The sequence below is a fragment of the Methylocapsa aurea genome (genome assembly GCF_000746085.1).
Classification (GTDB): Bacteria; Pseudomonadota; Alphaproteobacteria; order Rhizobiales; family Beijerinckiaceae; genus Methylocapsa; species Methylocapsa aurea.
In genome coordinates this window covers 1-12,102 of sequence record NZ_JQKO01000032.1, presented here as the reverse complement: position 1 = coordinate 12,102, position 12,102 = coordinate 1, and the positions used below count along the sequence as shown (strand labels likewise).

Below are 12,102 nucleotides of genomic sequence, written 5' to 3'. Positions count from 1 at the left end.
CCGCACGATCCCTCACTTTCGCCATCGACCTCTTCGAACTCTGCACCCGCCTGCCCGTCCTTGCGGTCATCAGCCACTTGGCCAGCGCATTCCCAGTCGTCATTTCCCGTTTCTAGGAGGAGCCTCTGTGCGCACCCTCTCGCTGACGCCGGCGGAAGCCGCCCTGCTCGACGTTCTATTGACTCAGACGATCCTCGACACAGGAAGCAACAAAACCGCGGCCGCCTGCAGACGCATGCTTGTCAAACTCTCTCGACGCAAATCATCCAGGCGCCCAACCTCCAACCCTACGCCGCCGCACAAAAAGGACGCCTCATCATGAGCGAACTTGAAATGGTAATGAAAAACCTCGACGCCGTCGCCAAATGCCGGCGTTGCTCCTGCCTTTCCTGCGGCAGAGAGGGCGCCGGCGAACTGCACGATCATGTTTGCACACAGGGCGAACATTGCGTCGATACACGCAAAAAAATGATTCGACGCCTCTACACCCTCTCGACTGTCGCCGGACAAGCCTGCACAATGATCAAGCAATTGATCCGGGAGCGGAACGCCCTCCAGACCAAACCGGACCACCCCGTCTTCGAAGATGATCAAATCACCGAGGCAATGGCGGCAGCCGCCGGATGCACCCTCGCCAAAGGTCTCTTCATGGCCTGGGTCGGCCTCGCCCCGGGCAAAGTTAATCCACAATACCCGCCTTGGAAAGTCGGAGGCCACTTCAACGCGCACCAGGGCGATTACAGCGAACTCGGACGTCAAATAGTCGAAGCAGCCCTTCGGGCCAGACGCCAGACCTCCTAACCTTCGATCTCTTTCATCATCCACCTGAAGAGCCCGGCCAGAGCGCCGGGCTCTTCGCGTTTCAGAGGCGCGAAAATGGCCGATTACTACACCCCGACAGTCGTGCAACAAAACATCCCAAAAATTGACATGACGCCGCTCGACCGGCTCTTGCTCGAACAGATTTTCGACAGCCACGAACCCAACGAAGACGAACTCTATTTCTATGCCGAGATCGCCCCTAATGATTCGATTGCACTCGACAGGCGCAAGCTCGAATCCGCCATCGCAGCGTCCCCGCATCCCAGCGTCGTAGATGAAATAATCGCCGAACAACTATTGGACAGCGACCCGGCCGAAACCGACATCACCCTCGATCTCAGCGGCATATCCTGGGAATTCCTTCTCCAAGAAATTGTCAGGCGCTCGACGACGCTCCGCTATGTCACCGTCCTCTCTTCGTTCACATGCTCCAAGATGCGGTCGGATGCATGGGGAGGCATGGCAGTCCTCATTACCGCCGATGCAATCCTCGGCAAATCAACCACCGACATTCTCGAAGATTTCCTTGTCGAAGCCGGCCTGGATCAAATCGAGAGCGCTCCATCGGCAAAAGACGAGGCCGGCCATGCGTAAAACAGCAAAAGACCTGAGAAATACGCTCGCTGGCAGACTCTGCGCCGCCCGATATCGCTTGACCGCGAAAGCGGAACGCCTGCGACGCGCCTGGCGCTATGCCTTCAGTCGCCTTTCGCCAGATGACGCCCAGCACGTCATTCTCGAATGCCGCGACTCCGCGGGCTGGTATCCGCTCCTGATATTGAGCGTAGACGAAACCCTCGAGGAAGCCCGCAGAAACTATGCCGACCATCCGGCTCTGCCGCAATTGATCACGAGCGCCTGCGCCCGAGTTGGCGCCAAGTGGGAGGACTATGGAGAAGCCATCCGTGAAGCTCGCAGCTGGGCGATCGAGCTCGCCGAAGACTACGCCCGACACCTGAATATCGTCCTCATCCCATGGGACGACATCCTGCCCCCGGACAAAGCAAAGCCCCATGCCGACCTATCTTGAGGCGCGCTCGCGCCTCCGCCAATGGACCCCACCCGCAGCGAGACCGCCCGTCATCTTGGCGCCATCCCGTTCAACATCCATCCCCTCGCCGACGGCCGCCGAGGAGAGTTGTAAACTTACGCCCAACGCCGCTATGGAGACCATCGCCGTGCCTCGATTCACGATTGAAACCACTTACCGCCTGCCAATCTATCGCCACCGGACCTATGAAGGTCAAACTGTCGAGGCGGCTTGCCGACTCGCTCTTGAGGACGATGATTGGAGCGGCGAGAAACAAGACTACGAAACTGCCGGACAAACCTACGTCACCGGCATCTGGCCCGGCGAGAACGCCGCCTATAAGAGCGAGGCCATCCCCGTTTCCACGGCCTTCGAAGACTCCCTTCAACGCAAGGCCGATCATTTCGAGGCTCTCGTCGCCGTCCTAACCGAGGCCGCCCAGCCCATGGGCCCTTCCCCCGCCGATTTTGAACTGTGGCTCTCGCGCGCTCAACCAGCCCTCGCCAAAGCCGACGCCATTTGCGCCGGTCTCCCTGATCCCGAACCGCCCAGCGCCTGAATGTAGGAGAATCCCAGATTCTCTCTCATCCACCTTTGAGGCCGATAGAGATGTCCAAACAACTCACTCTCGACGAAATGCTCGAAACCATCCACACCCTGAAACACCCGACCGCAGCGGCATGCCAGATCGCGCTCGAGGCCATCGGCTGCGCCATGGCCCAAGTGATCGCCATCGAACTCGGCGTCACCGCTGGTCCCGCGATCTACGAAGGAACCGCGTTCGCTGGAACATGCGCGCCCTTCTCCCCAAGTTTCGAAGGACAGAAATGCCCGACACCTCTCCCAGATTACGACGATGAGGCCGAATGGGGCGAAAACCTGCGAGAAGCCGTTGGCTCCTCGGAGTTGCCTAGAGATCTGGACGGCGAAGAAATTGGATCGCATGAATGAGCGCTCTGCCGCCGGCACACGGATTCCGATCAAACGCGAAACGGCTCCAAAACTTTTACCTTCAACAAAATGATTTAGGAAAAGGAACGCCCCATGGCAGTCGAATATGGAAAATCCGGCAAGATCATTCCAAAACGCTTCACCTTGGACGAGATCGAGCAAGCGTCCGAGGACATGGTGGGGTTTTGCCTCGCATGTGGAGAGGAGGCCGAATGCTGCGAGCCCGACGCTCGCAATTATAAATGCTCTGCTTGTGGAAACTCCCAGGTGTTCGGCGCCGAAGAGCTCGTCTTGATGGGACGCGTTACACCGTGACTGGTTGTTGCGAGACCTCATCGCTGCAAAACCCAAAAAATGAAACGCAATAGACGAAACGCCGCTACCGCATTCCGCGCCTACCGTCGGCAAGGGGTCGCTCGGCCGAGCCGCTACGCTAGTCTCGACCTCACCGCTGCGCGCCCTTGCGCCGGCGGCCTGGATGCGGGGCGTGGGGAACTGTTCCAGAAATCCGTAAAGGAAAGGGCAGTCCCCATGACTAAATTCAAAAGCCGAGCCAAGGACAATTTCGCTCGCCGCGATCATTATCAGGAAATAACCGACAAAATCATCGCCGCCCTGGAAGCCGGCACGCGCCCCTGGCAGAAACCCTGGGACCCGAACGTAGCAGGCGGCTCGGCAATGCCGGTCAACGCAGCCACGGGCCACCGCTATCGCGGCATCAATGTTCTGATGCTAGGAATGTCCGCACTTGCTTTTGCAAGCCAAGACCCGCGTTGGTGTACCTACAGGCAAGCTGCCGAACGGGATTGGCAAGTGCGCCGGGGCGAGAAGGGCGCGGTTGTCTTCTTCTGCAAACAGATCCAGATCGAAGACGGTGAAACAACCGATGTTTGCGACGATCGCGCGAAGCGAATTCCGGTGATGCGCTCATTCACAGTGTTTCACGCATCGCAGATCGAGGGCATTCCACCCTTCACCCCGCTGAAAGCCGACCACACGCCATGGGCGCGGGCTGAAGCGGCAGATATCATCCTGCGCAACAGCAAAGCCATTATTCGGATCGGCGGCGATCGCGCCTTTTACAGTCCGTCCACCGATCACATACAACTGCCACCAGATTCCGCGTTTCATTCCGCCGAAGGTCAGGCTGCTACAGCTTTGCATGAACTCGCACATTGGTGTGGAGCCAAACATCGGCTGAACCGCGATCTCACCGGTCGCTTCGGATCGGCGGGGTATTCGCGGGAGGAGCTTCGAGCCGAGCTCGCATCATATTTCGTCGGAAACACACTCGGTCTTCCGACGGACGTCCCCAATCACGCCAGCTATTTAGCATCCTGGATTTCTGTTCTCAAGAGCGACAAGCGCGAAATTGTTCGCGCCGCCGCCGATGCGCAGAAGATCGCCGATTATCTGCTCGCCTTCCACCCTGATTACGCCGCCCTGGCTGATGATCCCGACGACGGTATTGAAGCCGAGCAAACGGATGGAGCGACATCCGTCGCCATCGCCGCCTGATTCCCCCATTTGGCGCTGAATGCCTGCACGCAGGCCCTCCGCCTTGCCCGCGCCCAACACATACCGCCGGCCGCAACAAACACCGCCGTCGCGGCGTAAAGCTTCAGGAGAACGCTCTCTTATGACCAAAACAGCAGACAATCACTTAACGCCCGAGCAAGCATCGGCCTTGCGCGCCTTCGCCGATCGCAACGGCCGCACCTGGAAGTCGCGCCTTCTTACCCTGTGGCAGAATGGCCAAGACTGGCGCGAACCCGAGGCCCCGTTCCTGCGCCAAATTCGCAACGGGATAGGCCCCTCCGGTCTCTGCCGATTGCCGCCCCTCACCAAAACCGCGGAGGCCGCTCATGGCAGGCCGGGACTGAAAGCCGGTCAATCGCTCCCCCCCTGACCCGAAAATTCAAGGCGCTCGGACACAACTGCTGAAAAATCGGAAGAAAATAAGAGGCGCCACAGCCTGCCGTCCAGCGACAAAGGGCGGGTCTGCGTCCGGCCGCTACCGCTCGGCCGCGCAGATCCCGGCGCAAGCGCCGCCTTTGCGCCGGCCGCCCGCCCGCGTCGGTTTGATTGGCATCTTCAAATTATGAAGAGAAACCAATGAAGGGAACGCCGACATGCAAACACCATGGGGTTTAGCCCAGACCATCAAGACAGTGGCTCCGGGCATTCAATTGGTCACTACATCCAGCCACGGCGGGTATCTGCTCGATCCGGCTCGATCCGCCGCCATGCCCGCGTACATGGCGGGAAAGAAATTCACCGAAGGGCGCTCCGCCTACGAGGAAGACTGCGACTGGTGCATGCCCGCTCTCGTCTTCGAGCCCGAATTCCGCGCCTTCCTTACAAAAACCGGCTCTCCCGACGTCGAGACTGTTTTCAAGTCCGCCAAGGAAACGCTCCGCCATTGGCTCCCCGACGCCTATGAGATCTTCTACGGCGTCACGCTCCAACCGGGCGAAAGCCGCAAACGTGACCAGCAGAAGTTCAATATCGACAACAAGGCCAATTGGATCACGACGGCAGCCTGGGGCGATTGGAAAAACGGCGTTCCCAAGGGCATGGTTGGAGTTTGCGCCCGGCTCGGCGGACGATCCAGCGCAAATTCGTCGGCGGAGCGGTATTTTCTCGTGCCCGCCGATGAATACCGGGGCGGCGCTTTGCCATTCGGCTTTGTGATCGACCCAGATCGACACGCCGAGATTCCGCCGCTCGTCTGATCACGCGACTTAGAGCGAACGCGAGATCGTCGCCAACAGCGGGTCGCGCCCATTCCCGGCCATTGCCACCCGCCGTTGAATTCAAGCCAAAAGCCGGCGGCATGAAGCGCGCTCTATCCCGCCACATCCGCCGTTCTCTCGATCCTCGGCATCGGCGCAGACGGCGCGCGTTCGCAAATTAGCCCGCCTCCTCGCGAACGCGAAAACACGTTTGGCCCCGGCCGCCAGAGCTTTTTTCATTCCTCAGAAAATCCGTTCGGCGTTCGCGCGCCACCGCGCCAACTTCGGTCCATCGCCATGCGAGGCCACCGCGCATTCCGCGCGCGCCGCGCGTCACTGACTTCCTCCCTCACCGAGAAACGCCAATGCGACATCCGCTTCACAACGCCAAAACCACGATCGTACTCAGCCTCTGCATCAGCTCACAGTGTTTTTCGGGCAGCATGGCCGCTACTCCAAAACCACAGCCTCCCGGTCTCAGCGACGATATGAGGCGGGTCCTGGCGGACAATTATCCGCGCGACTCAATATTCGCGACCCACGACAAAGAACTCCATCCGCCGCGAGAACCCTTGAATATCCACAAGACGACAATCCTTCGAAAAACTGTCCACAAACATCATCTGCGCAAGGGGCTCCGCAAACATTTGATAAAAGTGTGGAGAGCCAGGGCTCGGGCGAAACAGGCAACGCGCGTGCTAGCAATCGCGCCACCGCAAGCGGCTTCATTCACTTATTCCTTCGACGGACCTTACGCAGGCTTCTTATCCGGTAGCCATAGGATCTGGCGATCGAACCCAAGCGTCTACGGATCTCTCGCCCCGTTCGACCGCTACGGCCGTGCAAGCAATAGCCCAGCGGTGGGACTCTGGGGGTTCACCGGCTACAATAAGCAGATCGGATCCGTCATCGCCGGCCTCGAAACCGACATCGGCTACGCCGCTCGGATATTGACCCAGGACCCATCGCCCTATGGGACTCTCCCCGCCACAAGCACGGGCGTCAGCGGCTCATTCAGAGGACGTATTGGTCTCGCACTTTTCGATCGCGTCATGGTCTACGCCACGGGCGGACTGATTGTCTCCAATCTCACAAGATACGATCAGAGCGGCGCCTATAATTCGGTCGAGGCCGGATGGACGGCGGGCGCTGGAATCGAAGGCTACCTCTCGCCGACGCTGTCGCTGCGCGCCGAATATCTCTGGAGCCAATTCCCAGGACGACGCGTCGACACCCAGACAATCCGCGGCGGCGTCGGGTTCAAATTCTAATTCGAATGATCCTCCGACCTGACGCTTTCACTGCGATAGGCGTCATTTCACAACGATCTCAAGAATCCGCCCGTCCGCCTCGAATTTCGTAACCAGGGCGATACTCATGACACAACCAATGGGTGAAAAAAAAGACAATAGGGAAAATGGAGAAAGCGCCACAGCCGTTCGTCCGGCGACAAAGGGCGGGTCTGCGTTCGGCCGCTACCGCTGGGCCGCGCAGATCCCGGCGCGCGCGCCGCCTTTGCACCGACCATCCGCCCGTGGCCGCGTCATGGGGTCTTCAGGAAAAACACATAAGGAGATCCCAATGAACCAGATGCTTTCCAGCACAATTTCCTTGCAGAGGCGCAATAACGCAACCCCCTTAACGATCAACGACTTCGACTACAAGGCGGCACATCGTGAGGGATGGACCGTCTCCGACTACGGCCGTTTCAAGGACGGCTCGCCTCATATCGAGTTGCAAAAGCTCGACAATCCAAAGGACGGCGCGGCGATCTTCGCTGAAGACAGAGAAGTTTGGGCGCATGTCGTCCAACAGGCGCGCACCGGTTCTCCCCTCCATATCCAGGCGCTCGATCTCATCGACCGGCGTGAACGCCTGACGATTGAGACGGCGTTCGGCCATTGGTGAGCAAGATGGAAAAACACGGCGTCGCCTCGCTCGCCACTCGAACATTAGTTCGTGACAGCTTCGCCTCCATCCTACCGGAGCCTCCCGACTTTCTCGGCTCCTGGCATTGGCGCGACCCGGCCCCGGGCGAGAGGATTCGCTCCTGGATCGCCCGCCAGGACCGGCAAAAGACAGAGATCAAAGCGCGAGGCGGCCATTGGCTGCGCAAAGGCAAAAAGTGCGCGTCATTCATGACCCGCACGCGAACGGCCTCCACGGCCGCGCCGGCGTCATCATCAGCCTCTGCGGCGAAGAATTCGTCGATTACGTCTATGTCCGCTTTGATCCCACTGGCAGCCAACGCGGCGAACAGATTCGTATGATCAGCCTCGAATGCCTCGACCCCTACAAATAGGCATCAATGGCGTCTGTTCAGGTTCCGCCTGACGTTCCGCTCGGCGCCTTCTGGAACACCATACGCGCCGCCTTGAGTAACCTCGAGCACGTTTGAGCTTACCGAAGGCGCGGCCGCGCCGCTACAGGGCTCCGCCGCGGCGCTTCGCCCATCCTCCCACCAATCCACGCACGCCAACCGGCCGCCCCAGGCGCTCCGGCGCTTCCGCTTGCGCGAAAGGAACCCCGCATGACCCGAATGCCCCGCGAAAGCAACCAACTCACGCTCTCATTCCTCGAAACGACGAGCCATTCCGGATGGGGGGTAACCTTGGACGCCGGCTTTGGAAAGCCGTCGATTCCAGACTCATTCCCTGACGACGACAGCCCCGATCCTGGCGATCCCTCTCCTCAGAGCATCAAGGCGCCAGCGCATGACTTCCGCCTCGCCGGCGATCGCCCGCTCGCCCGCGGCTGGAAAGCCCGCGCCATCGACAATCTCGCCGCCATCCGCCTGGCGCATGAAATCGAGGCGGCGAAACGCAACGCAACGGCCGAGGAACAAGATGCGTTAAGCCGCTTCACCGCCTTCGGAGCGACGGAGCTCGCCAACACGCTGTTCCGCCGCGCCGGAGAATCATTTCCGGCAGGATGGGAGGATCTCGGCGATCAGTTAGAGCAGAGCGTCTCGCGCGCGGATCTCGCGAGCCTCGCCCGGGCGACCCAATACGCCCATTACACTCCGGAATTTGTGATCCGCGCGATCTGGACCGCCGTCGAACACATGGGCTTTTCCGGCGGCTCCATCCTCGAGCCTGGATGCGGGACAGGTCTTTTCTTCGCGCTCATGCCGGAAGGGCTCACAGGCAAGACCAGCCTCTCCGGCATCGAAATGGACGCCACCACCGCGCGCATCGCCAAACTGCTCTATCCCAACGCCCATATCCGGCATGAGGATTTCACCAAAGCCCGGTTGCCTGAAACCTATGATCTCGTCATCGGCAATCCGCCCTTCAGCGACAGAATCGTCCGAGGCGAGGATCCCGCCGGCCGCCTCCACCTGTCCCTTCATGATTATTTCATCGCCCGCGCCATCGAGCGGCTAAAGCCGGGCTCCCTCGGCGCCTTCGTCACCAGCCGCTTGACCATGGACAAGGTCGATCCGAAGGCCCGGGCGCATATCGCCTCCATGGCGGAGCTCGTCGGGGCGATCCGGCTGCCCGAAGGGGCCATGAACGCCGCCGCCGGAACCGACGTCGTCGTCGACGTGCTCTTCCTGCAGAAGCGGCTCACCGAAGGCGCGCCCGTTGGCGCCGCCTGGGACACGCTGCTCGAGGCTGTCCCCACTGAGGACGGCGATCCCGCGCTCTCCATCAATCGCTATTTCCTCGAACATCCCGAAATGGTCCTCGGCCGCCACTCCAGGACTAGCAGCGCCTTCGGCCCGGCTTACACTTGCCTGTCCCAGTCGCGCGCCGATCTGGAGGACGCCCTCTGCCTCGCCGTCCATCGTTTGCCTGCCAACATCCACACGCCGCCCTCCCGCCAAACACGCGGCCAGGTCGTCAAACCGGATATTCAGGTTGGAACCGCCGCCGAAGGGTCGATCATCAAGGAAGGCTCCTACGTTATCGTCGATAACGAACTTATTCAGATTCTCGATGGAATTCCCACCGCCGTCGCAGTGCGGCATGGCAAGGGGACGGAAGGCATCCCTGCCAAGCACGCAAGAATTATCCGGCATCTCATCCCGATCCGCGACGCCACCCGCGAGGTGCTGCGCGCCCAGGAAGCCAATGACCCTTGGGGCGCCGCGCAGGTCCGCCTCCGCGTCGCCTACAACGCGTTCGTCCGAAATTTTGGACCGATCAATCTCACCACCATCAGCGAGACTACCGATCCCGAAACCGGCGATGGCCGCCAAACCCAGCGCCGGCCCAACCTCCAGCCGTTCCTCGACGACCCCGATGTTTGGCTCATCGCCTCAATCGAAGATTACGACATCGAAACCGGCAAGGCCAAACAAGGGCCAATCTTCACCGACCGTGTCCTCCATCCCCCGGCCGAGCCGCTGATTGAAAGCGCGGCCGACGCCCTCGCCGTCATTCTTCACGAACTCGGCTATGTCTGTCTCAATCGCATCGCCGAGCTCCTGGGGCGCTCGCGTGACGAAACAATTGTGGAACTTGGCGACCAAATCTTCATCGATCCCGAGCTTACGACGGAAGGAGTCGAGAGCTGGCAGACCGCGGACGCCTATCTCTCTGGCCCTGTCCGCACCAAACTTGCCGCCGCGGTCGCCGCCGCGGCCCTCGACCCCCGCCATCAGCGCAATGTCGAGGCCCTGCGCCAAGTCCAGCCAGTGGACCTCAAGCCCTCGGACATCACCGCGCGACTCGGGGCGCCATGGATTCCAACCGACATCGTCGCCGCGTTTTCGGCCGATGTGATCGGCGTCAAGGCGCTTGTCCATCACACCGTCGAGATCGCCGCCTGGACAATCGACGCCCACGCTTTCGCGGGCCAGGCCGCCGCCACATCCGAATGGGGCACAGCGCGCCGTCACGCCGGACTGCTCCTCAACGACGCTCTAAATTCCTCGATTCCGCAAATTTTTGACGTCGCCATCGAAGACGGAAAGGAAAAGCGCGAGCTGAACCCCGCCGAAACCGAAGCGGCGAAGGAAAAACTCCAAAAGATCAAGACAGCCTTCGAGCGCTGGGTCTGGAACGATAGCGAGCGCACCGACAGATTGGCCCGGATCTATAATGACCAATTTAACAATCTGGTCCCGCGCCATTTCGACGGAAGCCATCTGCAGCTGCCCAGCGCCAGCAGCATCATCAAATTTTACCCCCACCAAAAGAATGCAATCTGGCGCGTCATCAGCACCGGCCAGACCTACATTGCCCACGCCGTCGGCGCCGGCAAGACATTCACCATGGCCGCCGCGGTCATGGAGCAGAAGCGCCTCGGCCTCATCACCAAGGCCATGATGGCGGTCCCCGGCCATTGCCTCGCGCAAGCCAGCCGCGAATTCCTGATCCTCTACCCGAATGCCCGCATTCTCGTCGCCGATGAAACGAATTTCAGCAAGGACAAACGCCAACGTTTCCTGGCCCGCGCCGCGACGGCGAGCTGGGATATCATCATCATCACCCACAGCGCGTTCAAATTTATCTCGACCCCGGCCGCATTCGAACAGGAGCTGATCCGCGCTCAGATCGAGAGCTACAAGGATATCCTCGAAAAGATCGCCGGCGACGACCGCATCTCTCGCAAGCGCATCGAAAATATGAAGGAGAAATTGGAAGCCAAGTTCGAGGCGCTGCAATCGCTCAAGGACGACCTGCTGACGATCAGCGAAATCGGCGTCGACCAGATCATCGTCGATGAAGCTCAGGAGTTCAGAAAGCTCTCCTTCACCACCAACATGACGACTCTTAAAGGCGTCGACCCCGACGGCTCGCAACGGGCATGGGACCTTTACGTGAAATCCCGCTTCATCTCGGCCAGAAAAAACCCGGGCCGCGCTTTGATTCTTGCCTCAGGAACGCCGATTACCAATACCTTGGGCGAACTTTTCACGCTCCAACGTTTCATGCAGCCAAACGTGCTGGAAGAACGCGGCATCCACGAATTCGACGCCTGGGCGTCGAACTTCGGCGAAACCCGCACTGAACTGGAGTTGCAGCCCTCCGGCCATTACAAGCCGGTGACTCGGTTCTCGGAATTCATCAACGTCGCCGACCTGATGGCGATGTATCGCTCGGTCGCGGATGTCGTCCTCAAATCAGACCTCCGCCAATATCTCCGTCTGCCCACGATCCGCTGCGGAAAACGCCAGATCGTCACCGCGGACCCAAGCCCCGCTTTCAAAGCTTACCAGCGACTCCTGGCGGAACGGATCGACAAAATCGAGGCAAGAAGCGGAAAATGTTGATTTCCACTGAGATGTGACCCTGGAAGGCCAGAGTTTTTCACTGAGAACTGACCCATGTTTTGACCTCCCCCTGGCTGATTTGTCGGGGGATCCAGGAGTGATCGACATGGCGTTATTGAGCGTAATCCGGCGCTGGCATTTCCGGCAGGACGTCCCGATCCGGGAGATCGAGCGGCGGACGGGATTGTCCCGGAACACGATCCGCAAATACCTGCGGGCGGACGCGGTTGAGCCAAAGTTCAAGGTTCCCGATCGGCCAAGCAAATTGGACCCATTCGCCGAGAAGCTGGCGGGTTGGCTGCGGCAGGAAGCAGTCAAATCGCGCAAGCAGAAGCGGACGG

The 12,102-nt window shown here is 60.1% G+C and carries 13 protein-coding genes and 1 pseudogene; 13 read left to right on the top strand and 1 reads right to left on the bottom strand.

The features are described from left to right. Positions 1 to 183: 183 nt before the first annotated feature. Positions 184 to 825: a hypothetical protein gene (locus tag DL86_RS20025; RefSeq protein ID WP_156964701.1), complete on the bottom strand. Its 642-nt coding sequence runs from the start codon at positions 823 to 825 to the stop codon at positions 184 to 186. 51 nt (positions 826 to 876) lie between these two features. Here DL86_RS20025 and DL86_RS15055 point away from each other — a divergent pair, with 51 nt between their 5' ends. From DL86_RS15055 to DL86_RS15000, 13 genes and pseudogenes are all read left to right on the top strand, one after another. Next, on the top strand, positions 877 to 1,416 hold the full coding sequence (locus DL86_RS15055; protein WP_051953535.1) for a hypothetical protein: 540 nt from the start codon (positions 877 to 879) through the stop codon (positions 1,414 to 1,416). Then, on the top strand, positions 1,409 to 1,852 hold the full coding sequence (locus tag DL86_RS15050; protein ID WP_156964700.1) for a hypothetical protein: 444 nt from the start codon (positions 1,409 to 1,411) through the stop codon (positions 1,850 to 1,852). Before DL86_RS15055 ends, DL86_RS15050 begins: the two co-directional genes overlap by 8 nt. A 148-nt stretch (positions 1,853 to 2,000) precedes the next feature. Then, positions 2,001 to 2,411, top strand: a complete 411-nt coding sequence (locus DL86_RS15045) for a hypothetical protein (protein ID WP_036263188.1) — start codon at positions 2,001 to 2,003, stop codon at positions 2,409 to 2,411. A gap of 50 nt (positions 2,412 to 2,461) precedes the next feature. Further along, positions 2,462 to 2,803 (top strand): hypothetical protein, encoded by a 342-nt coding sequence (locus tag DL86_RS15040; protein WP_036263173.1) that lies wholly within the window; start codon positions 2,462 to 2,464, stop codon positions 2,801 to 2,803. A 93-nt stretch (positions 2,804 to 2,896) separates the two neighbouring features. After that, the gene (locus DL86_RS15035) at positions 2,897 to 3,118 is read left to right on the top strand and encodes a hypothetical protein (protein WP_036263171.1); all 222 of its coding nucleotides are present in this window, start codon (positions 2,897 to 2,899) and stop codon (positions 3,116 to 3,118) included. A gap of 216 nt (positions 3,119 to 3,334) precedes the next feature. Continuing rightward, on the top strand, positions 3,335 to 4,321 hold the full coding sequence (locus DL86_RS15030) for an ArdC family protein (protein WP_036263168.1): 987 nt from the start codon (positions 3,335 to 3,337) through the stop codon (positions 4,319 to 4,321). Positions 4,322 to 4,442: 121 nt separating this feature from the next. Beyond that, positions 4,443 to 4,712 (top strand): hypothetical protein, encoded by a 270-nt coding sequence (locus tag DL86_RS20020; protein ID WP_156964699.1) that lies wholly within the window; start codon positions 4,443 to 4,445, stop codon positions 4,710 to 4,712. A gap of 223 nt (positions 4,713 to 4,935) precedes the next feature. Continuing rightward, complete coding sequence (locus DL86_RS15020; RefSeq protein WP_156964698.1) at positions 4,936 to 5,538, top strand: DUF7007 domain-containing protein; 603 nt, start codon at positions 4,936 to 4,938, stop codon at positions 5,536 to 5,538. Between the two features lie 365 nt (positions 5,539 to 5,903). After that, positions 5,904 to 6,809, top strand: coding sequence for an outer membrane beta-barrel protein (locus tag DL86_RS20175; protein WP_084572961.1), 906 nt, complete (start codon positions 5,904 to 5,906; stop codon positions 6,807 to 6,809). 310 nt (positions 6,810 to 7,119) lie between these two features. Continuing rightward, a complete protein-coding gene (locus tag DL86_RS20015) occupies positions 7,120 to 7,446 on the top strand; it encodes a hypothetical protein (RefSeq protein ID WP_156964697.1) in 327 nt (108 codons plus the stop codon). A gap of 217 nt (positions 7,447 to 7,663) precedes the next feature. Continuing rightward, a complete protein-coding gene (locus DL86_RS20010; protein ID WP_156964696.1) occupies positions 7,664 to 7,840 on the top strand; it encodes a hypothetical protein in 177 nt (58 codons plus the stop codon). Between the two features lie 228 nt (positions 7,841 to 8,068). Beyond that, positions 8,069 to 11,761, top strand: a complete 3,693-nt coding sequence (locus DL86_RS15005; protein ID WP_202899217.1) for a DEAD/DEAH box helicase family protein — start codon at positions 8,069 to 8,071, stop codon at positions 11,759 to 11,761. A 106-nt stretch (positions 11,762 to 11,867) separates the two neighbouring features. Next, positions 11,868 to 12,102: pseudogene (locus tag DL86_RS15000) on the top strand (IS21 family transposase); the annotation flags it as partial.

Excerpts from the sequence above, each read along its gene's own strand:
- DL86_RS15030 (WP_036263168.1), top strand. The coding sequence starts at position 3,335 with ATGACTAAATTCAAAAGCCGAGCCAAGGACAATTTCGCTCGCCGCGAT.
- DL86_RS15040 (WP_036263173.1), top strand. The coding sequence starts at position 2,462 with ATGTCCAAACAACTCACTCTCGACGAAATGCTCGAAACCATCCACACC.
- DL86_RS15020 (WP_156964698.1), top strand. The coding sequence starts at position 4,936 with ATGCAAACACCATGGGGTTTAGCCCAGACCATCAAGACAGTGGCTCCG.
- DL86_RS20015 (WP_156964697.1), top strand. The coding sequence starts at position 7,120 with ATGAACCAGATGCTTTCCAGCACAATTTCCTTGCAGAGGCGCAATAAC.
- DL86_RS15055 (WP_051953535.1), top strand. The coding sequence starts at position 877 with ATGGCCGATTACTACACCCCGACAGTCGTGCAACAAAACATCCCAAAA.
- DL86_RS15050 (WP_156964700.1), top strand. The coding sequence starts at position 1,409 with ATGCGTAAAACAGCAAAAGACCTGAGAAATACGCTCGCTGGCAGACTC.
- DL86_RS15035 (WP_036263171.1), top strand. The coding sequence starts at position 2,897 with ATGGCAGTCGAATATGGAAAATCCGGCAAGATCATTCCAAAACGCTTC.
- DL86_RS20020 (WP_156964699.1), top strand. The coding sequence starts at position 4,443 with ATGACCAAAACAGCAGACAATCACTTAACGCCCGAGCAAGCATCGGCC.
- DL86_RS20175 (WP_084572961.1), top strand. The coding sequence starts at position 5,904 with ATGCGACATCCGCTTCACAACGCCAAAACCACGATCGTACTCAGCCTC.
- DL86_RS15005 (WP_202899217.1), top strand. The coding sequence starts at position 8,069 with ATGACCCGAATGCCCCGCGAAAGCAACCAACTCACGCTCTCATTCCTC.